This window comes from Pseudomonas sp. AC229 (assembly GCF_979254655.1).
The window spans coordinates 152,700-174,533 of record NZ_CEEDHK010000001.1 but is presented as its reverse complement, the minus strand read 5'-3'; the positions used below and the strand labels follow the sequence as shown (position 1 = coordinate 174,533).

General features: G+C 60.0%; 18 protein-coding genes. 17 read left to right on the top strand and 1 reads right to left on the bottom strand.

The genetic code is table 11. The features are described 5' to 3' along the window. The first annotated feature begins 14 nt into the window (after positions 1–14). The 16 genes from rseP to ispD all read left to right on the top strand — a co-directional run bounded on the left by rseP (position 15) and on the right by ispD (position 19,593). Positions 15–1,373, top strand: a complete 1,359-nt coding sequence (rseP, locus tag AC0IW7_RS00715; RefSeq protein WP_471815367.1) for a sigma E protease regulator RseP — start codon at positions 15–17, stop codon at positions 1,371–1,373. Positions 1,374–1,461: 88 nt separating this feature from the next. Then, a complete protein-coding gene (gene bamA / locus AC0IW7_RS00710; RefSeq protein ID WP_463383615.1) occupies positions 1,462–3,843 on the top strand; it encodes an outer membrane protein assembly factor BamA in 2,382 nt (793 codons plus the stop codon). A gap of 36 nt (positions 3,844–3,879) precedes the next feature. Next, positions 3,880–4,383 (top strand): OmpH/Skp family outer membrane protein, encoded by a 504-nt coding sequence (locus AC0IW7_RS00705; RefSeq protein WP_122494075.1) that lies wholly within the window; start codon positions 3,880–3,882, stop codon positions 4,381–4,383. Between the two features lie 2 nt (positions 4,384–4,385). Then, a complete protein-coding gene (gene lpxD, locus AC0IW7_RS00700) occupies positions 4,386–5,444 on the top strand; it encodes a UDP-3-O-(3-hydroxymyristoyl)glucosamine N-acyltransferase (RefSeq protein ID WP_471815366.1) in 1,059 nt (352 codons plus the stop codon). Positions 5,445–5,492: 48 nt separating this feature from the next. Then, the gene (fabZ, locus tag AC0IW7_RS00695) at positions 5,493–5,936 is read left to right on the top strand and encodes a 3-hydroxyacyl-ACP dehydratase FabZ (RefSeq protein WP_122452607.1); all 444 of its coding nucleotides are present in this window, start codon (positions 5,493–5,495) and stop codon (positions 5,934–5,936) included. Next, entirely contained in the window at positions 5,933–6,709 is a 777-nt protein-coding gene (gene lpxA, locus AC0IW7_RS00690; protein WP_122494073.1) for an acyl-ACP--UDP-N-acetylglucosamine O-acyltransferase, read from the top strand. The genes fabZ and lpxA overlap by 4 nt, the downstream gene beginning before the upstream one ends. A gap of 2 nt (positions 6,710–6,711) precedes the next feature. Beyond that, positions 6,712–7,845 carry a lipid-A-disaccharide synthase gene (gene lpxB, locus AC0IW7_RS00685; RefSeq protein WP_471815365.1) on the top strand — a complete coding sequence of 378 codons (1,134 nt, stop codon included), beginning with the start codon at positions 6,712–6,714 and terminating at the stop codon, positions 7,843–7,845. Beyond that, positions 7,845–8,459, top strand: coding sequence for a ribonuclease HII (gene rnhB / locus AC0IW7_RS00680; protein WP_471815364.1), 615 nt, complete (start codon positions 7,845–7,847; stop codon positions 8,457–8,459). Before lpxB ends, rnhB begins: the two co-directional genes overlap by 1 nt. A 75-nt stretch (positions 8,460–8,534) precedes the next feature. Further along, on the top strand, positions 8,535–12,056 hold the full coding sequence (gene dnaE, locus AC0IW7_RS00675) for a DNA polymerase III subunit alpha (protein WP_471815363.1): 3,522 nt from the start codon (positions 8,535–8,537) through the stop codon (positions 12,054–12,056). A gap of 138 nt (positions 12,057–12,194) precedes the next feature. After that, positions 12,195–13,142: an acetyl-CoA carboxylase carboxyltransferase subunit alpha gene (locus tag AC0IW7_RS00670; protein ID WP_463542232.1), complete on the top strand. Its 948-nt coding sequence runs from the start codon at positions 12,195–12,197 to the stop codon at positions 13,140–13,142. A gap of 1 nt (position 13,143) precedes the next feature. Further along, positions 13,144–14,457, top strand: coding sequence for a tRNA lysidine(34) synthetase TilS (gene tilS, locus AC0IW7_RS00665; protein WP_471815362.1), 1,314 nt, complete (start codon positions 13,144–13,146; stop codon positions 14,455–14,457). A 185-nt stretch (positions 14,458–14,642) separates the two neighbouring features. Next, entirely contained in the window at positions 14,643–16,274 is a 1,632-nt protein-coding gene (locus AC0IW7_RS00660; protein ID WP_471815361.1) for a CTP synthase, read from the top strand. Then, the gene (gene kdsA / locus AC0IW7_RS00655; RefSeq protein ID WP_122452614.1) at positions 16,271–17,116 is read left to right on the top strand and encodes a 3-deoxy-8-phosphooctulonate synthase; all 846 of its coding nucleotides are present in this window, start codon (positions 16,271–16,273) and stop codon (positions 17,114–17,116) included. Before AC0IW7_RS00660 ends, kdsA begins: the two co-directional genes overlap by 4 nt. A 145-nt stretch (positions 17,117–17,261) precedes the next feature. Then, on the top strand, positions 17,262–18,551 hold the full coding sequence (eno, locus tag AC0IW7_RS00650; protein ID WP_471815360.1) for a phosphopyruvate hydratase: 1,290 nt from the start codon (positions 17,262–17,264) through the stop codon (positions 18,549–18,551). 56 nt (positions 18,552–18,607) lie between these two features. Next, the gene (gene ftsB, locus AC0IW7_RS00645; RefSeq protein WP_122452616.1) at positions 18,608–18,886 is read left to right on the top strand and encodes a cell division protein FtsB; all 279 of its coding nucleotides are present in this window, start codon (positions 18,608–18,610) and stop codon (positions 18,884–18,886) included. Further along, positions 18,883–19,593, top strand: coding sequence for a 2-C-methyl-D-erythritol 4-phosphate cytidylyltransferase (gene ispD / locus AC0IW7_RS00640; RefSeq protein WP_471815359.1), 711 nt, complete (start codon positions 18,883–18,885; stop codon positions 19,591–19,593). The genes ftsB and ispD overlap by 4 nt, the downstream gene beginning before the upstream one ends. Before the next feature lie 104 nt (positions 19,594–19,697). Here the strand turns inward: ispD and AC0IW7_RS00635 are convergent, their stop codons facing one another. Then, positions 19,698–20,576, bottom strand: coding sequence for a LysR family transcriptional regulator (locus AC0IW7_RS00635; protein ID WP_471815358.1), 879 nt, complete (start codon positions 20,574–20,576; stop codon positions 19,698–19,700). 137 nt (positions 20,577–20,713) lie between these two features. Between AC0IW7_RS00635 and AC0IW7_RS00630 the strand changes: the two genes are divergently transcribed. Then, positions 20,714–21,826, top strand: a complete 1,113-nt coding sequence (locus AC0IW7_RS00630) for an S-(hydroxymethyl)glutathione dehydrogenase/class III alcohol dehydrogenase (protein ID WP_122452619.1) — start codon at positions 20,714–20,716, stop codon at positions 21,824–21,826. The last annotated feature ends 8 nt before the right edge of the window (positions 21,827–21,834 follow it).

Genomic DNA, 21,834 nt, shown 5'->3' with positions numbered 1-21,834 from the left:
CCCGGAGGATGTAAATGAACATGCTGTATATGGTTTGCGGTCTGCTGGTCGCCCTGGGCGTGCTGGTTACCTTCCACGAGTTCGGCCATTTTTGGGTCGCTCGCCGCTGTGGTGTGAAGGTGCTGCGTTTCTCCGTAGGTTTTGGCACGCCGCTGGTGCGCTGGCATGACCGACACGGCACCGAATTCGTTGTGGCCGCCATCCCACTGGGTGGCTACGTGAAAATGCTCGATGAGCGCGAAACCGACGCGGTCATCGCGCCTGAAGATCTTCCTTTCACTTTCAACCGCAAGCCGGTGCTGCAGCGCATCGCCATTGTGTCTGCCGGTCCGATCGCTAACTTCCTGCTGGCCATCTTCTTCTTCTGGATTCTGGCCATGATGGGCAGCCAGCAGGTTCGTCCGGTGATCGGTGCCGTCGAACCGCAGAGCCTGGCGGCGCAGGCAGGTCTGAAAAGCGGACAGGAAATTCTCGCGGTTGATGGCGAACGTACGAGCGGTTGGAGTGCGATTGGTCTGCAATTGGTGCGTCGACTGGGCGAGACCGGGCAGATTTCCGTTCAGGTGCGCGAGCCTGGTTCGACCACCGAGACGGCTTATCAGGTTCAGTTGCAGGACTGGCTGAAAGGCGCCGATGAGCCCGATCCCATTTCGTCTTTGGGCATTCGCCCTTGGCGCCCGGTGCTTGAGCCGGTGCTCGCGACCCTTGATCCTGATGGCCCGGCACAAGCTGCCGGCTTGAAAGTCGGTGATCGCCTACTGAGTCTTGATGGCGCGGCGTTGAGCGACTGGCAGCAACTGGTGGACGGCGTGCGACCGCGTGCCGGTCAGCGCGTGGTGCTGGCGGTTCAGCGCGACGGCCAATCGCTTGAAGTGCCCGTCACGCTCGCCTCCAAAGGCAACGACAAGGCCCAGTCGGGCTATCTCGGCGCAGGTGTGCAGGGCGGTGAATGGCCGGCCGATATGCTGCGCGAAGTCAGTTTTGGTCCACTGGAATCCGTGTCTCAGGCGCTGAATCGCACCTGGACGATGAGCCTCTTGACCCTTGATTCCCTGAAGAAAATGCTCTTTGGTCAGCTCTCGGTAAAAAACTTGAGCGGGCCGATAACCATTGCTAAAGTGGCGGGCGCTTCGGCCCAGTCCGGCCTAGGGGATTTTCTGAATTTCCTGGCTTACCTGAGCATTAGTCTGGGGGTTCTCAATCTGTTGCCGATTCCCGTGCTTGATGGGGGGCACCTGCTTTTCTATCTGATCGAATGGGCGCGTGGTCGTCCAGTGTCGGAGCGAGTGCAGGGGTGGGGGATGCAGATCGGCATCAGTCTGGTGGTTGGCGTGATGCTGCTGGCGCTGGTTAACGACTTGAGCCGGTTCTGAGTTTCAGCGAAACACCGTTCACCGAATTACAAAAAGTGCCGCAATCGCGGCAGATTTTTTATCGTCAGTTGGAATAAGAAAGGACTTCATGAAACGTCTGCTGCTGCTACCTGTGGTGCTCTTCGCACTGATGATCGCCGAAGTTCACGCCGAGTCCTTCACCATCTCCGATATCCGCGTCAACGGCCTGCAGCGGGTTTCCGCCGGCAGCGTGTTCGGCGCCTTGCCCCTGAACGTAGGTGAAACCGCTGACGACCGCCAATTGGTCGAAGCCACCCGCTCGCTGTTCAAAACCGGTTTTTTCCAAGACATTCAGCTGGGTCGTGACGGCAACGTGCTGGTCATCACCGTGGTTGAGCGCCCGTCGATTTCCAGCATCGAAATCGAAGGTAACAAGGCAATCACCAGTGAAGACCTCCTTAAAGGTTTGAACCAGTCCGGACTGTCTGAAGGCGAAATTTTCCAGCGCGCTACCCTCGAAGGCGTGCGTAACGAACTGCAGCGTCAGTACGTGGCTCAGGGCCGCTACTCGGCCGAGATTGAAGCCGAAGTTATTCCCCAGCCGCGCAACCGCGTCGCGCTGAAGATCAACATCAACGAAGGCACCGTGGCGGCCATCCAGCACATTAACGTGGTGGGTAACACCGTGTTCCCGGATGAAGACCTGGTTGATCTGTTCGAGTTGAAAACGACCAACTGGCTGTCGTTCTTCAAGAACGACGACAAGTACGCCCGTGAAAAGCTTTCCGGTGACTTGGAACGTCTGCGCTCCTACTACCTGGACCGCGGCTACATCAATATGGACATCTCTTCCACCCAGGTATCCATCACCCCGGACAAGAAGCACGTCTACATCACCGTCAACGTTGATGAAGGCCAGAAGTACAGCGTTCGTGAAGTGAAGCTCAGCGGTGACCTCAAAGTGCCTGAGGACGAAGTCAAAGCGCTGTTGCTGGTGAAGAAAGGTCAGGTGTTCTCGCGCAAGCTGATGACCACCACCTCCGAGCTGATCACCCGCCGCCTGGGTAACGAGGGTTACACCTTCGCCAACGTTAACGGCGTACCGGAAGCTCACGACGACGACCACACCGTATCCATTACTTTTGCCGTTAACCCTGGCAAGCGTGCTTACGTAAACCGCATCAACTTCCGCGGCAACACCAAGTCCGAAGACGAAGTGCTGCGTCGTGAAATGCGTCAGATGGAAGGTGGTTGGGCTTCTACTTATCTGATCGACCAATCGAAAACCCGTCTTGAACGTCTGGGCTTTTTTAAAGAAGTGAACGTCGAAACGCCGCAAGTGCCGGGCACCGACGACCAGGTTGACGTGAACTACAGCGTGGAAGAACAAGCCTCCGGCTCGATCACCGCCAGCGTCGGTTTCGCCCAGAACGCCGGTCTGATCCTCGGTGGTTCGATCAGCCAGAACAACTTCCTGGGTACCGGTAACAAGGTCAGCATTGGTTTGACCCGCAGCGAATACCAAACCCGTTATAACTTCGGCTTCGTTGATCCCTACTGGACCGTCGACGGTGTGAGCCTGGGCTACAACGCCTTCTACCGCACCACTGACTACGATGAGCTCGATACCGACGTATCCAGCTACGCCGTGGACAGCTTTGGTGGTGGCGTGAGCATCGGCTACCCGATCAGCGAAACCGCGCGCCTGACCTTTGGTTTGACCGTGCAGGAAGATGAGATCAAAACCGGTGACTACACCGTTGACGAAATCATCAACTTCCTCGATCAGGAAGGGGACAACTTCCTCAACTTCAAAGGCTCCGTCGGCTGGTCCGAATCCACCCTGAACCGTGGCGTGTTGGCCAACCGTGGTCACTCGCAAAGCCTGGTGCTGGAAAGCACCATTCCAGGCAGCGACTTGTCCTTCTTCAAGTTGGACTACCGCGCGCAGATCTTCGCGCCGCTGACCACCAACACCACCATGCGTTTCCATACCGAACTCGGTTATGGCGACGGCTACGGTTCCACCTCCGGCCTGCCGTTCTACGAGAACTACTACGCCGGTGGTTTCAACTCGGTTCGCGGTTTCGAAGACAGCAGTCTCGGCCCGCGCAGTACTCCGAGCTTCGTGCCTGGCGGCGGTCGCGACAAATACGGTCGCTACACCGACCCGGACCAAGATCCGCTGCCGTTCGGCGGTAACGTGTTGATCCAGGGTGGTGCGGAATACCTGTTCCCGCTGCCTTTCGTGAAAGATCAGCGTTCCCTGCGTACCTCGTTGTTCTGGGATGTGGGTAATGTGTTCGACACCAACTGCAGCTCCACGCAGAAAAATCGTGGGGACAGCGGTTGCGATCTCGACCTGAGCAGTCTGGCCAGCTCCGTGGGTGTTGGCGTGACCTGGATTACTGCGCTGGGTCCGCTCAGCTTCAGCTTGGCCATGCCAATCAAGAAGCCGGACGATGCAGATACACAAGTGTTCCAGTTCTCTCTCGGTCAGACTTTCTAATTACCTGATCACACAACAGTTTTGCAGGAGTACATCGTGCGCAAGTTGATTCAGTTGGTATTGTTAAGTGCTGCCGTTCTGGCAGGTCCGGCTTTCGCCGACATGAAAATTGCTGTGCTGAACTATCAGCAGGCGCTGCTCGAGTCGGACGCGGCGAAGAAGTACGCCGTCGATGCCGAGAAGAAGTTCGGTCCGCAGCTGACCAAGCTCAAATCCTTGGAAACCAGCGCCAAAAGCATTCAGGATCGTCTGGTTAAAGAAGGCGAGAAAATGCAGCAAGGCGAGCGCGAGCGTCTGGAGCTTGAGTTCAAGCAAAAGGCCCGCGACTTCCAGTTCCAGTCCAAAGAGCTGAACGAAGCCAAAGCCGCTGCTGACCGTGAAATGCTGAAAAAGCTGAAGCCAACTCTGGATAAGGCCGTTGAAGACGTCATCAAAAATGGCGCCTTCGATCTGGTGCTGGAGCGCGGTGCGGTGATCGATGTCAAACCTCAGTACGACATCACCCGCCAAGTCATCGAGCGCATGAACCAGTCGCGTTAATCATGACAGCTTTGGTTTTCTCCCTCGGCCAACTGGCCGAGCGCCTCGGCGCTACGTTGCGTGGCGCCGAGGACACTCGCATCACCGGCCTGGCTACCTTGCATGAGGCAGGCCCGGACCAGCTGAGTTTTCTCTCCAATCCCCAATACCGCAAATACCTTGCCGACACCAAAGCCGGCGCGGTGTTGCTGACGGCTGCGGATGCCGAGGGCTTTGCAGGCGCGGCGCTGATCGTGCCGAATCCTTACCTGGCCTACGCCGAACTTTCCCATCTGTTTGATCGCAAGCCGCGCGCGGCTGCCGGTGTGCACGCCACAGCGGTAGTGGCTGACGATGCGCTGATCGACGCGACCGCCAGCATTGGCGCGTACGCGGTCGTCGAAAGCGGCGCGCAGGTCGGTCCAGGCGTTACCGTTGGCGCTCAGTGCTTTATCGGTGCGCGCACGGTGATCGGCGAGGGCGGTTGGCTTGCTCCACGTGTGACGCTGTATCACGACGTGCACATTGGTAAGCGCGTGGTCATTCAGTCGGGCGCTGTTATCGGCGGCGAAGGCTTTGGCTTCGCTAACGAAAAAGGCGTGTGGCAGAAAATCGCGCAAATTGGCGGCGTCACGCTGGGTGACGACGTCGAAGTCGGTTCCAACACCACCATCGACCGTGGTGCGCTGGCCGACACCATCATCGGTAACGGCGTAAAGCTGGATAACCAGATCATGATCGCCCACAACGTCCAGGTTGGTGATCACACCGCCATGGCCGCCTGCGTGGGCATTTCCGGCAGCACCAAAATCGGTAAGCACTGTATGCTTGCCGGCGGCGTTGGGTTGGTCGGGCATATCGAGATTTGTGATGGTGTGTTTGTCACCGGTATGACCATGGTTACCCGTTCCATTACCGAACCCGGTTCGTATTCTTCCGGCACCGCCATGCAAACGGCTGCGGACTGGCGTAAAAGCGCTGCCCGTTTCCGCAACCTGGATGACATGGCCCGTCGCCTGCAGCAGCTAGAAAAGCGTCTGGCCGCCGTGACCCCGGCCGACGATGCTTCATCTGATGCGTGACTGACAGCATTCGTCAGTCCCCTTCCTCTCTTACAGGCTTTTCCGAACATGATGGACATTAACCAGATCCGCGAATACTTGCCGCACCGCTACCCGTTCCTGCTGGTAGACCGTGTGGTCGACTTGGATGTGGCAGACACCAAGACCATTCGCGCCTACAAGAATGTCAGCATCAACGAGCCTTTCTTCAACGGCCACTTCCCTGAGCACCCGATCATGCCGGGCGTGCTGATCATTGAAGCCATGGCCCAAGCCGCCGGCATCCTTGGTTTCAAAATGCTCGACGTGAAACCTGCCGATGGCACGCTTTACTACTTCGTAGGCTCGGATAAGCTGCGTTTTCGTCAGCCCGTGACCCCGGGCGACCAGCTGATTCTTGAAGCCCGTTTCATCAGCAGCAAGCGCAGCATCTGGAAATTCGAATGCCGCGCGAGCGTTGATGGCAAGGAAGTATGCTCGGCAGAAATCATCTGTGCGGAACGCAAACTATGAGTTTGATTGACCCTCGAGCGATCATCGATTCGACTGCCAAACTGGCCGACGACGTCGAAGTCGGTCCTTGGTCGATTGTTGGGCCTGGTGTAGAAATCGGTGCGGGCACGGTGATCGGGCCCCACGTGATTCTCAAGGGGCCGACGCGCATTGGTAAGCACAACCGCATTTACCAGTTTTCGTCTGTGGGCGAAGACACGCCGGACCTGAAGTACAAAGGCGAAGACACTCGTCTGGTCATTGGTGACCACAACGTGATCCGCGAAGGCGTGACCATTCACCGTGGCACCATTCAAGACCGCGCCGAAACCACCATCGGCGATCACAACCTGATCATGGCGTATGCCCATATCGGTCACGACAGCGTCATCGGCAACCACTGCATTCTGGTCAACAACACCGCCCTGGCCGGTCACGTGCATGTGGACGACTGGGCGATTTTGTCCGGTTTCACGCTGGTGCATCAGTTCTGCCACATCGGCGCCCACAGCTTTTCCGGCATGGGCACCGCGATTGGCAAAGACGTGCCGGCCTACGTCACCGTATTCGGTAACCCGGCCGAAGCGCGCAGCATGAACTTTGAAGGCATGCGCCGTCGCGGTTTCAGCGAAGAGGCGATCCAGGCGCTGCGCCGCGCTTATAAAGTGGTGTATCGCCAGGGGCTGACCGTCGACAAAGCGCTCGCTGACCTGGCCGATTCGGCTGCCCAATACCCGGAAGTCGCCGTGTTCATCGACTCCATCAAAGCCTCTTCTCGCGGCATCACTCGCTGATCATGGCGGGTCCAGTACGCATCGCCATCGTTGCCGGTGAGGCTTCGGGCGATATTCTCGGCGCCGGCCTGATGCAGGCACTCAAGGCGCAACATTCTCAAGTCGAGTTCATTGGCGTTGGCGGTCCGCGCATGCAGGCCGAAGGGTTGACGTCGTATTTCCCAATGGAACGCTTGTCGGTCATGGGCCTGGTGGAAGTGCTGGGTCGCCTGCCGGAGCTGCTGTCACGGCGCAAACGTCTGGTGCAGACCTTTATTGCCGCCAAGCCAGACGTGTTCATCGGTATCGACGCGCCAGATTTCAACCTCGATCTCGAACTCAAACTGCGCCGCGCCGGCATCAAGACCGTGCACTACGTAAGCCCATCCGTTTGGGCCTGGCGGCAAAAGCGCGTGCTGAAAATTCGCGAAGCCTGCGACCTGATGCTGACCCTGTTCCCGTTCGAGGCGAAGTTCTACGACGACCATCAGGTGCCGGTCCGCTTCGTCGGCCACACGCTGGCGGATGCCATTCCGTTGGAAGCCGACCGAGCCGGTGCACGCGCTGAGCTGAATCTTCCAGATGATGCGCCGGTCGTGGCGCTGATGCCGGGCAGTCGCGGCGGGGAAGTGTCGCGTCTCGGCGGCCTGTTCCTCGATGCAGCGGTGCGGTTGCGCGCGCTGCGCCCCGGCGTTCGTTTTGTGTTGCCGTGCGCCAGCCCCGAGCGCCGCACGCAAATCGAAGCACAGCTGGCAGGCCACGATATTCCTGTGACCCTGCTCGACGGCCAGTCGCATACCGCTTTGGCCGCCTGCGATGCGGTGCTTATCGCCTCGGGCACCGCGACCCTTGAGGCGCTGCTATACAAACGGCCGATGGTGGTGGCGTACCGCGTAGCGCCGATGACCTACCGCATTCTCAAACGCATGCTGAAAAGCCCGTACGTGTCGCTGCCCAATCTGCTGGCCGGCCGACTGCTGGTACCCGAGTTGCTGCAAGACGACGCGACGCCGGATGCCCTGGCAAACACCCTGGCCCCGCTGTTGAGCGGCGGCGAAGCGCAAACCGAATTGTTCGACCAGATTCACCGCACCTTGCGCCGCGACGCCTCCACCGAGGCTGCAAAAGCGGTGCTGGAATTGGCGGGAGCACGCTGATGCAAATGGGCCTGGATTTCACCTTGGTTGAAGAGTTGGTTGCCGGCGTCGATGAAGTCGGTCGCGGGCCGCTGTGCGGCGCGGTGGTGACGGCGGCGGTGATCCTCGACCCGACGCGGCCGATTCTCGGGCTCAACGATTCAAAGAAACTCACCGAAGCCAAGCGCGAACTGCTCTTCGATGAGATCAAGGAAAAAGCCTTGGCCTGGTGCATCGCCCGCGCTGAAGTGGAAGAAATCGACGAACTGAATATTCTGCACGCCACCATGCTGGCGATGCAGCGTGCCGTTGAAGGCCTGAGCGTGACGCCGCGCCTGGCGCTGATCGATGGCAACCGTTGCCCGAAACTGAAGGTGCCTAGCGCTCCGGTGATTCAGGGCGACGCTCAGGTGCCGGCCATTGCTGCCGCGTCCATTCTGGCCAAGGTCAGTCGCGACCGGGAGATGCAGGCGCTCGACCTGATCTACCCCGGCTATGGCATGGCCACGCACAAGGGCTATCCCACGCCGGCGCATCTGGAAGCCTTGCAGCGCCTGGGCCCGACGCCGATTCATCGGCGCTCGTTCGCGCCTGTTCGTGTGCTGGTTGAAGCGGCTGCGCTGATCAAGGTTTAACAACCGCAAGCTGATGTTTGCGCCAAGGCCCGGTACAATCCGGGCCTTGTCGTTTTTGCGCTTTATAGGATCAGCATGCCGGCCACTTTTGTTCACCTGCGTTTGCATACCGAGTTTTCCCTGGTCGATGGTCTGGTACGGGTCAAGCCTTTGGTCAAGGCTGCCGCCAGCTCCGGTATGCCGGCCGTGGCGGTGACCGACCAGCGCAACCTGTGCTCGCTGGTGAAGTTCTACAAAGCGGCCATGGGCGCCGGCATCAAGCCGATTTGCGGCGCTGACCTGATGCTCGCCAGCAAAGACGAAGACGGCCCGCTGAGCCGCATGACCCTGCTGGTGATGAACGCCAAGGGTTATCGCAATCTCACCGAATTGATCTCGCGCGGTTTCACCGAAGGCCAACGCAATGGCGAAGTGATCATCGAGCGCGAGTGGGTGAAAGAAGCCTCGGAAGGACTGATCGCCTTGTCCGGTGCGAAAGAGGGCGAGATCGGCCTCAGTTTGCTCGCCGGCAATCTTCAGGAAGCCGAAGCCAGCCTACGCGAATGGCAGGACGTGTTCCCGGATCGCTTCTACCTCGAGCTGCAACGCACCAGCCGTACTAATGACGAAGAATATTTGCACCTGGCCGTCGACCTGGCCGGTCGCTGCGACGCGATGCTGGTGGCCACCAACGACGTGCGCTTCATCAAGCAGGGCGACTTCGAAGCCCACGAAACCCGCGTCTGCATCGGTGAAGGCCGCGCCCTCGACGACCCGCGTCGCGCCCGCACCTACAGCGATCAGCAATACCTGAAGTCGCCGGAAGAAATGTGGGAGCTGTTTAGCGACATTCCCGAAGCGCTGGAAAATACCGTCGAAATCGCCAAGCGTTGCAATATCGAAATTCTGCTGGGCAAGAGCTTCTTGCCGAACTTCCCCGTGCCCGATGGCATGACCATGGACGAGTTCTTTCGCAAGATCTCGTTCGAGGGTCTGGAAGAGCGCCTGGCGGTGTTGTGGCCGAAAGAAACCACGCCCAACTACGAAGAGAAGCGTCAGGTTTACATTGATCGGCTGAATTTCGAGCTGGATATCATCATCCAGATGGGCTTCCCCGGTTACTTCCTGATCGTGATGGACTTTATCCAGTGGGCCAAACGCAACGGTATCCCGGTCGGCCCGGGCCGGGGGTCAGGTGCCGGTTCGCTGGTGGCCTATGTGCAAAAGATCACCGACCTGGACCCGCTGCAGTACGACCTGCTGTTCGAACGCTTCCTGAACCCGGAACGGGTGTCGATGCCCGACTTCGATATCGACTTCTGCATGGACGGCCGCGACCGCGTTATCGAATACGTGGCCCAGGCCTACGGGCGCAACGCGGTTAGCCAGATCATCACCTTCGGTACCATGGCCGCCAAGGCCGTGGTGCGAGACGTGGCGCGGGTCCAGGGCAAGTCGTACGGCCTGGCGGATCGTTTGTCGAAGATGATTCCGTTCGAGGTCGGCATGACCTTGGAAAAAGCCTACGAGCAAGAAGAAGCGCTGCGCGATTTCCTCAAGATTGACGAGGAAGCGGCGGAAATCTGGGAGATGGCCAAGAAGCTTGAAGGCATCACCCGTAACGTCGGCAAACACGCCGGTGGTGTGGTTATCGCGCCGACCAAACTCACTGACTTCGCCGCGATCTATTGCGATGACGAAGGCGGTGGTCTGGTTACCCAGTTTGACAAAGACGACGTGGAAGCCGCCGGCCTGGTGAAGTTCGACTTCCTCGGCCTGCGCACCCTGACCATCATCGACTGGGCGCTGAAAACCATTAACCGCGAGCAGGCCAAGGCTGGCCTGGAACCGCTGAACATCGATTTCATTCCGCTAGACGACAAGCCGACCTACGCCTTGCTGCAAAAGGCGGAAACCACCGCCGTGTTCCAGCTTGAATCGCGCGGCATGAAAGAGCTGATCAAAAAGCTCAAGCCCGACTGCCTGGAAGACCTCATCGCACTGGTGGCCCTGTTCCGCCCGGGCCCGTTGCAGTCCGGCATGGTGGATGACTTTATCAACCGTAAACACGGTCGCGCTGAATTGGCGTATCCGCATCCTGACTATCAATACGACGGCTTGCGCCCGGTACTGGCGCCGACTTACGGCATCATCCTGTACCAGGAACAGGTGATGCAGATCGCCCAGGTCATGGCCGGCTACACCCTCGGCGAGGCGGACATGCTGCGCCGCGCCATGGGTAAGAAAAAGCCCGAGGAAATGGCCAAGCAGCGCGGCGGTTTCATTGAGGGTTGCGCGAAGAACAATATCGACGCGGACCTGGCCGGTAACATTTTCGACCTGGTGGAAAAGTTCGCCGGTTACGGCTTCAACAAATCTCACTCCGCCGCCTATGGCCTGGTTTCGTACCAGACGGCGTGGCTGAAAGCGCATTACCCGTCGCCGTTCATGGCGGCGGTGTTGTCGGCGGATATGCACAACACCGACAAGGTGGTTACGTTGATCGAGGAGTGCCGCAGCATGAAGCTGCGCCTCGATGCGCCGGATGTGAACACCTCGGAATTTAAATTCACCGTGAACGACGATGGCCGCATCGTCTACGGTCTAGGCGCCATTAAAGGCGTGGGCGAGGGGCCGGTGGAGGCGATAGTTGAATCGCGCCAGGCCGGTCCGTTCAAAGACCTGTTCGACTTCTGCGCCCGCGTTGACCTCAAGCGCATCAACAAACGCACCACTGATGCGCTCATTCGCAGCGGCGCGCTGGATCGTCTGGGCCCGTATTTCCACGACGAAATCAAAGCCTACCAAGCCAACATCGACCGCAATCGCGCGGTGCTGTTGGCGTCGATGGAAGAAGCCATTCAGGCCGCCGAGCAGACTGCCCGCAGCCATGACAGCGGCCACGCCGACCTGTTTGGCGGCGTGTTCGCCGATACCGATGCCGACGTCTATGCCAAGCACAAGAAGGCCAAAGAGCTGTCGCTGAAAGAACGCCTGCGCGGCGAGAAAGAAACCCTCGGCCTGTACCTGACCGGTCACCCGATTGACGAATACGAAGGTGAAATCCGCCGCTTCGCCCGCCAACGAATTATTGATCTGAAACCCGCCCGCGACAGTCAGACCATTGCGGGCTTGATCGTTAACCTGCGCGTGATGAAGAACAAGAAGGGCGACAAGATGGGCTTTATCACCCTCGACGATCGCTCGGGGCGCATCGAGGCCTCGCTGTTTGCCGAGGCCTTCAACTCGGCGCAAGCCTTGCTGCAAACCGATGCGTTGGTGGTGGTGGAAGGCGAGGTGAGCAACGACGACTTTTCCGGCGGCCTGCGCCTGCGGGCCAAGCGCGTGATGAGCCTGGAAGACGCGCGTACGGGCCTGGCCGAAAGCCTGCGCGTACGGGTGAAAAGCGATGCCTTGAAAGGTGATCGCCTACGCTGGTTGGCGGAGCTGTGTAAGCGTCACCGTGGCGGTTGCCCTATCACGCTCGACTACACCGGCAGCGAAGCCAAGGCGCTGCTGCAGTTCGGTGAAGGCTGGCGCATCGACCCGGCCGATGGATTGATTCAAACATTGCGTGACCAGTTCGGGCGCGACAACGTCTTTTTGCACTATCGCTAGCAAGTACCACTTGATCGCTAGTAAGCGAGCGGCGCCGAGCGCCATTTTTACTCTCGACCTGAATGCGCCTGTTCCCGTAAGGTAAGGCGCTCAACGGACTCAGCCGCCGGCCCCTGGCCAGGCGCAAGACGGATGACTATGAACCCGAATTTTCTCGATTTCGAACAGCCGATTGCCGATCTCCAAGCAAAGATCGAAGAGCTGCGCCTGGTCGGTAACGACAACTCGCTGAACATCAGCGATGAAATTGCCCGTCTGCAAGACAAGAGCAACACGCTGACCGCCAGCATTTTCGGCAGCCTCACCAGTTGGCAAATCGCCAAGCTGGCCCGCCATCCCCGTCGACCTTATACGCTCGACTACATCGAACATATCTTCACCGAGTTCGACGAACTGCACGGCGACCGTCACTTCTCCGACGACCCGGCCATCGTCGGCGGCGTAGCGCGTTTGAATGACCAGCCGGTGATGGTCATCGGTCACCAGAAAGGCCGCGAAGTGCGTGAGAAGGTTCGCCGTAACTTCGGTATGCCGCGTCCTGAGGGGTACCGCAAAGCTTGTCGTCTGATGGAGATGGCTGAGCGTTTCAAAATGCCGATCCTGACCTTTATCGACACGCCCGGCGCCTATCCAGGTATCGACGCGGAAGAGCGCGGCCAGAGTGAGGCAATTGCCTGGAACCTGCGCGTGATGGCGCGGCTGAAAACCCCGATCATCGCCACCGTTATTGGCGAAGGCGGTTCCGGTGGTGCATTGGCCATTGGCGTATGCGACCAACTGAACATGCTGCAGTACTCCACCTACGCGGTGATCTCGCCAGAAGGCTGCGCGTCCATTTTGTGGAAAACCGCCGAGAAAGCGCCGGACGCTGCCGAGGCCATGGGCATTACGGCTGAGCGCCTGCGAGGCCTGGGCATCGTCGACAAAGTGATCGACGAGCCGTTGGGTGGCGCACATGCGGCCCCGGCCGTTGCTGCTGAATCGATCCGGGCGGCCCTGAGCGAGCAGCTTCAATCGCTGCAAAAGTTCGATATCGATGGGTTGCTGACCCGCCGTTACGAGCGCCTGATGAGCTACGGCGTCTAAGGTGAAGCTTCACGCCAGGTTGCTAGCGGGTCTGGCACCCTGGCGCAGCGCACCGGCCTGGCATGTGGCTTTGTCCGGTGGGCTTGATTCCACCGTGTTGCTCCATCTTCTGGCTACGCTCGGGAAAACCGAGCGCCTGCCGCCTCTCTCTGTCCTTCATATTCATCACGGCCTTCAGGCTGCGGCCGACGCGTGGCCGGCCCATTGCCAACAGCTGTGCGATGGTCTGGGCGTGCCGTTGCGGGTGGTTAATGTGCACGTTGCTGCTGGCGCGAGCGTCGAGCGCGCAGCGCGCGAAGCGCGGTACCAGGCATTCGCCCAAGTACTGCGGCAGGGCGAGGTACTGCTGACGGCGCAGCACCGTGATGATCAGGCTGAAACGCTGCTGTTCCGCTTGTTGCGCGGCGCCGGGGTGCGCGGCCTGGCGGGCATTCCGCCAAGTCGGCCGTTGGCGGCCGGTGTGGTCGTGCGGCCGTTGCTGGATTGCTCGCGCGCCGACCTGTTGGCGTACGCGCTCGAGCATGGCCTGCGATGGGTGGAGGATCCCAGCAATGGCGACACCGGTTTTGCCCGCAATCATCTGCGTCATCAAGTCTTTCCCCAACTCGCCGTGCACTGGCCGCAAGCGGCGCAGACCATGGCGCGTACGGCTGCGCATTTGCGCGAGGCGCAGGGGCTGTTGGATGACCTGGCCGCGCTCGATCTCGCCCCTGCGCAAAGCGCCAATCCGCTGCCGTGGCTGAACGTGCCGTCGCTTGAATTGCAGCCGCTGCTCGGCCTTTCCCCCGAGCGCCAACGCAACGCGCTGCGCCATTGGCTCGCGCCGCTGACGCTGCTGCCAGACAGCGAGCATTGGGCCGGTTGGAACGACCTGCGCGACGCGGCGGGCGATGCGAAACCAGTGTGGCGTTTAGCCGATGGCGAGCTGCATCGCAGTGGCGGGCGGCTGTGGTGGCTCGCGGGCAGTTGGCTCGCGGCACCCGAGCCGGCACCCGAGTGGACGCATCCCGGCCAGCCGTTGGCCTTGCCCGGCAATGGCGAGCTGCACATTGAGGGCGAGGCGCCGCAGGGTCCGTTGCGCGTTTGTTATCGCCAGGGCGGCGAAGTGATGAATGTGCCAGGCCGGGGGCATCGCGACCTCAAACGGCTGCTCAACGAACACGCCATGCCGACATTTGTGCGCAAGCGATTGCCCTTGTTGTATCGCGGCGACGAGCTTCTGGCGGTGGCAAACCTGTCTGCAATCCGCGGCCCTGCTGACGCTGGCTTGCGATTGCACTGGCAGCCACCGACGAATGACCAACGTTTGAGCTGAAAGGGTAGTTCCGGTAGACTACGCTCCCGTCTCATACAGCTAATGCGCAGGCCTTCCGGTTCTCTGCACGGCTATCAATTTTCAAGGCACGGCCAACAGGCTTTGCTGGTAATGGTGGGCAGCAGCCCTCCTTCAGCTTTCCCCGGCGGCGCAAACCGCCTAAACGCAGACTTCTAGGGTTTTTCATGACGCGCTACATATTCGTCACGGGCGGTGTTGTTTCTTCATTGGGGAAAGGCATCGCCTCGGCTTCATTGGCGGCTATCCTGGAGGCGCGGGGCCTGAAGGTCACGATGCTCAAACTGGACCCTTATATCAACGTCGATCCGGGCACGATGAGCCCGTTCCAGCACGGTGAAGTGTTCGTCACTCACGACGGTGCCGAGACCGACCTCGACCTGGGCCACTACGAGCGGTTCATCCGCACCACCATGACCAAGGGCAACAACTTCACCACCGGCCGCGTCTACGAAGACGTGCTGCGCAAAGAGCGCCGTGGTGATTACTTGGGTGCGACCATTCAGGTCATTCCGCACATCACCGACGAAATCAAACGCCGCATCATCAAGGGTGCTGGCGATGCCGACGTGGCCATGGTGGAAATCGGCGGTACCGTTGGCGACATCGAGTCCCAACCGTTCCTCGAAGCCATTCGCCAACTGCGCGTGGAAGTGGGCGCCAAGCGCGCCATGCTCATGCACCTGACGCTGGTGCCGTACATCGCCACGGCTGGCGAAACCAAAACCAAGCCGACTCAGCATTCGGTAAAAGAGCTGCGCTCCATCGGCCTGCAGCCAGACGTGCTGATCTGCCGTTCCGACCACCCGATCGACGTGTCTTCGCGCCGCAAAATCGCCCTGTTCACCAACGTGGAAGAGCGCGCGGTAATCGGTCTGGAAGACGTCGACACCATCTATAAAATTCCTTCCGTGTTGCACGCCCAGGGCCTGGACGATTTCGTGGTCGAGCGTTTTGGCCTGGAATGCGGCGGTGCCGATTTGTCCGAGTGGGAGCGCGTCGTCGACGCCAAGCTCAACCCGGAAAAAGAAGTCAACATCGCCATGGTCGGTAAGTACATGGAGCTGCTGGACGCTTACAAATCGCTGATTGAAGCGATGAGCCATGCCGGCATCCAGAACCGCACCAAGGTCAATCTGCGCTACATCGACTCTGAAGACATCGAGCAAAAAGGCACCGGCCTGCTTGAAGGCGTGGACGCCATTCTGGTGCCCGGCGGCTTCGGTCTGCGCGGCGTGGAAGGCAAGATCACCACGGTGCAATACGCTCGTGAAAACAAGATTCCGTACCTGGGCATCTGCCTCGGCATGCAAGTGGCTGTTATCGAGTTCGCCCGTAACGTGCTGGGCTGGACCGACGCCAACTCCACCGAATTCGACAAGGTCAGCGGCTATCCGGTCGTGGGTTTGATCACCGAGTGGGAAGACGCCGGCGGCGGTGTGGAAATTCGCACCGAAGCCTCCGACCTGGGCGGCACCATGCGCCTCGGCGCGCAAGACTGCCATCTGGAAGCGGGCTCGAAAGTATTCGACTGCTACGCCAAAGAAACCATCGTCGAGCGTCACCGTCACCGCTACGAAGTGAACAACAACCTGCTGCCGCAACTGCAGGACGCCGGCTTGAAAATTACCGGTCGCTCCGCTGACGGCGCGCTGGTGGAAGTGGTTGAAGCGCCGGATCACCCGTGGTTCGTGGCCTGCCAATTCCACCCCGAGTTCACCTCCACTCCGCGCGATGGTCACCCATTGTTCAGTGGTTTCGTTAACGCCGCACTGGCGCAGAAAGCGAGAAAGGCATGACCCAGAAAGTCGTCAAAGTTGGCGCCATCGAAATCGCCAACGACAAACCCTTCGTGCTGTTCGGCGGTATCAACGTTCTAGAGTCGCGCGACCTGGCCATGAAGGCCTGTGAAGAGTACGTACGGGTTACCGAAAAGCTCGGCATCCCTTATGTATTCAAAGCCAGCTTCGACAAAGCCAACCGCTCCTCCGTCAGCTCCTTCCGTGGCCCAGGCCTGGAAGAGGGCATGAAGATTTTCGAAGAAGTGAAGAAGACCTTCGGCGTGCCGGTCATCACCGACGTGCACGAGCCCGAGCAAGCGGCGCCAGTCGCTGCCGTGTGCGACATCATTCAGTTGCCCGCTTTCCTGTCGCGTCAAACCGACCTCGTCGTGGCCATGGCCAAGACCGGCGCGATCATCAACATCAAGAAAGCCCAGTTCCTCGCTCCGCAAGAAATGAAACATATCCTGGCCAAATGCGTCGAAGCCGGGAATGACCAGTTGATCCTGTGCGAACGCGGTTCCAGTTTTGGCTACAACAACCTCGTGGTAGACATGCTCGGCTTCGGCATCATGAAGTCGTTCGAATACCCGGTGTTCTTTGACGTGACCCACGCTCTGCAAATGCCGGGCGGGCGCTCCGATTCGGCAGGCGGTCGTCGTGCGCAAGTAACCGACCTCGCCAAAGCGGGCATGAGTCAGGGCCTGGCGGGCTTGTTCCTCGAAGCCCACCCGGACCCGGACAACGCCAAGTGCGACGGTCCGTGCGCCTTGCGTCTGGACAAGCTGGAGCCGTTCCTTACCCAGCTCAAAGCGCTGGATGATCTGGTCAAGAGCTTCCCGCCGATTGAGACTGCCTAAGCGCAGGAATCTTCGGTAAAGTGCCGCTCGGGCGAGCTCTGACCCGTGAGTCAGAGAGTCGTCGAGCGGGCTGGTTTTGTTCCAGGCAGCCTGCATCAACCTCTCTGCAGCGCCGTTTTCGTCAAATTTTGGAGTGTTAACAACAATGGCAAAGATCGTCGACATCAAAGGTCGTGAAGTTCTCGACTCCCGTGGCAACCCGACCGTCGAAGCGGACGTCATTCTCGACAACGGCATCGTCGGCAGCGCGTGCGCACCCTCGGGCGCTTCCACCGGTTCGCGCGAAGCGCTGGAACTGCGTGATGGCGACAAGAGCCGTTACATGGGCAAAGGCGTGTTGAAAGCTGTGGCCAACATCAATGGCCCGATCCGCTCGTTGCTGCTGGGCAAGGACCCGGTTGATCAGAAGGCTCTCGACCAGGCGATGATCGCCCTCGACGCCACCGAAAACAAAGCCAGCCTGGGCGCCAACGCCATCCTCGCTGTGTCGCTGGCCGCTGCCAAAGCTGCCGCACAAGACCAAGACCTGCCGCTGTACGCCCACATCGCCAACCTCAACGGCACCCCCGGCGTTTACTCCATGCCGGTGCCGATGATGAACATCATCAACGGCGGCGAGCACGCGGATAACAACGTCGACATCCAGGAATTTATGGTTCAGCCGGTTGGCGCGAAAACCTTCGCCGATGGCCTGCGCATGGGCACTGAAATTTTCCACCACCTCAAAGCCGTCCTGAAAGCGCGCGGCCTGAGCACTTCGGTGGGTGACGAAGGCGGTTTCGCACCGAACCTGGCTTCCAACGAAGACGCGCTGGCTGCCATCGCCGAAGCCGTTGCCAATGCCGGTTACAAGCTGGGCACCGACGTGACCCTGGCCCTGGACTGCGCTTCGAGCGAGTTCTTCGAAGGCGGCAAATACGACCTGGCCGGCGAAGGCAAAGTGTTCGACGCCGCCGGTTTCGCTGACTACCTGGCTGGCCTGACCCAGCGTTACCCGATCATCTCCATCGAAGACGGCATGGACGAGTCGGACTGGGACGGCTGGAAAGTGTTGACCGATAAGATCGGCGACAAAGTCCAACTGGTCGGCGACGATCTGTTCGTCACCAACACCAAGATCCTCAAAGAAGGCATCGACAAGTCGATCGCCAACTCGATCCTCATCAAGTTCAACCAGATCGGCACCCTGACCGAAACCCTGGAAGCCATTCAAATGGCCAAGGCTGCCGGTTACACCGCCGTGATCTCGCACCGTTCGGGCGAAACCGAAGACAGCACCATCGCCGACCTGGCCGTGGGCACTGCTGCCGGCCAGATCAAAACCGGCTCGCTGTGCCGCTCCGACCGCGTGTCGAAGTACAACCAACTGCTGCGTATCGAAGAGCAGTTGGGCGCAAAAGCACCGTACCGTGGTCGTGCCGAGTTCCGCGGTTAATTCGCGGATGGTAAAAAGGGGCAGCGCGAGCTGCCCTTTTCATTGAGATAGTTATTTTGCGTAGCCCTTACTGGTTATTCGTCGTTCTGATCCTTGTGCTGGCAGGTCTGCAGTACCGCTTGTGGGTGGGCGAGGGCAGCTTTGCGCAGGTCACCGACTTGCAGCGACAAATCGCCGAACAAAAGGGCGAAAACGAAAACCTGCTGGAACGTAACCGTATCCTCGAAGCTGAAGTCATGGAGCTGAAGAAAGGTATGGAAACCGTGGAAGAACGTGCCCGTCACGAACTGGGCATGGTCAAAGAGGGCGAAACCCTCTATCAGCTAACCGAATGACCTCGCCTGCTTTGCCTGCCTTCTGGGCTTTGATCCCGGCCGCAGGCGTCGGCGCCCGAATGCTCGCCGACCGGCCCAAGCAGTATCTGCAACTGGCTGGTAAAACCATTCTCGAACATACCCTCGACTGCTTCCTCGACCACCCGCAATTGCGCGGCTTAGTGGTGAGTTTGTCGGTGGACGATGCTTATTGGCCGACGCTGCCCTACGCCAGCAACGAACGCATCCAACGTGCCGATGGCGGCGCCGAGCGTGCCGGCTCGGTGCTCAACGGCCTTATCCGATTGGCCGAACTGGGCGCCGGTGAAAACGACTGGGTGCTGGTGCACGACGCCGCGCGGCCGAACCTGTCGCGCTACGACCTCGACCTGCTGCTCGCCGAACTGGCAAACGACGAGGTCGGCGGCTTGCTGGCCGTGCCAGCGCGCGACACCTTGAAACGTGCCGGTGCCGATGGCCGCGTGGCCGAGACGGTCGACCGCTCGGTGATCTGGCAGGCCTTCACCCCGCAAATGTTCCGCCTCGGCACATTGCACCGCGTGCTGGCGGATGCGCTGGTTTCTGGCGTTCGGGTCACCGACGAAGCCTCGGCTATCGAATGGGCCGGGCAAGCGCCGCGCTTGGTTGAAGGGCGGGCGGATAACCTCAAAGTGACACGGCCGGAAGACCTTGAGTGGCTGCGTCAGCGCTGGGCGCATAAGCGCTAACGGCCCCGATCGAGGTCCTTTAGGAGCGGCTTTAGCCGCGATGCTTTTCAAATCACAAGCATCGCGGCTAAAGCCGCTCCCACAAAAAAAGACAGTTCAGTTGCTCACCCCAAATGCCCCAACCCCGCCTTCAGGTGATCCACCAACTGCCTCACCTTCGGCGACAAATGCCGCTGCTGCGGATACAACGCCCACACCGCGGTATTCGGCGCCTGATGCTTCTCCAGCAATGACACCAGCGCACCGCTGCGCAAGTGCTCCTGCACGTAATAGTCCGGCAACTGGCACAACCCCAATCCTTGCAGCGCCGCATCCAGCACCGCCTGCCCGCTGTTGCAGCGCCAGTTGCCGTGCACGCGCTGCGACACTTCGCGGCCTTCCTGCTGAAAACTCCAACTGTCGCTGCTGCCGATCAGGCAGTTGTGCTGGTTGAGCTCCGACAGGCTGTGCGGCCGCCCATAACGCTGCACATAGCTGGGCGCCGCGCACAGGTACATGCGGCGCGGCGCCAGGCGCGTGGCCACCAGTCGTGAGTCTTGCAGGCGCCCCAGGCGAATCGCCAGGTCGAGGCCGTCCTGCACCATGTCGAGGGTGCGGTTGCTCAGTTCGATGTCCACTTTCAACTGCGGATGGCGGCTCATGAATTGCGTCACCAGCGGCACTATAAAGCGCTCGCCGTAGGCTACCGCGCAGGTCATGCGCAGCAAGCCTTTCGGCTCGCTGCCCAAGTCGCCGACCGCGCGCAGCGCTTCTTCGCGGGCATCTTGCAGGCGCTGGCAATGCTGCAGAAACGTTTGCCCCGCTTCGGTCAGCGCTACGCGCCGGGTGCTGCGGTAGAACAGGCGCGTTTGCAGGCTTTCTTCGAGGCGAGCGATCTGCCGACTGACTTGCGAAGACGACAGCCCCAGCCGCTGAGCCGCTGCGGTGAACTGCCCGCACTCGGCCACCGCGACAAACTCGTCCAGCCCTTCCCAACTGTTCATGACGCGCTCCGTCCAGTGTCCCCAAATGCCGCGATTATCCCTCAATGGCAATAATGTTTTGCTAACTCCGCGATTATTTACGGTAAGCACTGTGGACTACACTTTGCGCCACTGCTTAAACCTGCTGGAGAGCGACCATGATCAAGTCCCGTGCTGCCGTAGCCTTTGCCCCGAACGAGCCGTTGAAAATTGTCGAAGTCGACGTCGAAGCGCCGAAGGCCGGCGAAGTGCTGGTGCGCATTGTCGCCACCGGGGTGTGCCATACCGACGCGTACACCCTGTCGGGCGCTGACTCCGAGGGCGTGTTCCCAGCCATTCTCGGCCACGAAGGCGGCGGCATTGTTGAAGCCGTTGGCGAGGGCGTGACCTCGGTAAAAGTCGGCGATCACGTGATTCCGCTGTACACCGCCGAATGCCGCGAATGCAAATTCTGCAAATCCGGCAAAACCAACCTGTGCAGCTCGGTGCGCGCTACTCAAGGCAAGGGCCTGATGCCCGATGGCACCAGCCGCTTCTCTTACCAAGGCCAGCCGATTTACCACTACATGGGCTGTTCGACCTTTTCCGAGTACACCGTGCTGCCGGAAGTGTCGCTGGCGGTCATTCCGAAAGAAGCGCCGCTGGAAAAAGTCTGCCTGCTGGGCTGTGGCGTCACCACCGGCATCGGCGCCGTATTGAACACCGCAAAAGTGGAAGAGGGCGCCACCGTGGCCATCTTCGGCTTGGGCGGCATCGGCCTGGCGGCGATCATCGGTGCAAAAATGGCCAAGGCTTCGCGCATCATCGCCATCGACATCAACCCGGCCAAATTCGACGTGGCCCGCGAATTGGGCGCCACCGACTTCGTCAATCCGAAGGACTACGACAAGCCGATTCAGGACGTGATCGTCGAACTCACCGATGGCGGCGTGGATTACAGCTTTGAATGCGTCGGCAATGTGCAACTGATGCGCGCGGCGCTGGAATGCGCGCACAAAGGTTGGGGCGAGTCGGTGATCATCGGCGTGGCCGGTGCCGGTCAGGAAATCAGCACCCGTCCGTTCCAACTCGTTACCGGTCGCGTCTGGCGCGGTTCGGCATTCGGCGGCGTCAAAGGCCGCACCGAGTTGCCGAGCTACGTGGAGAAAGCGCAGAAGGGCGAGATTCCGTTGGATACCTTCATCACCCACACCATGGGGCTGGACGAAATCAACGAAGCCTTCGACCTGATGCACGAAGGCAAAAGCATTCGCACCGTTATCCACTACTGATCCCAGGG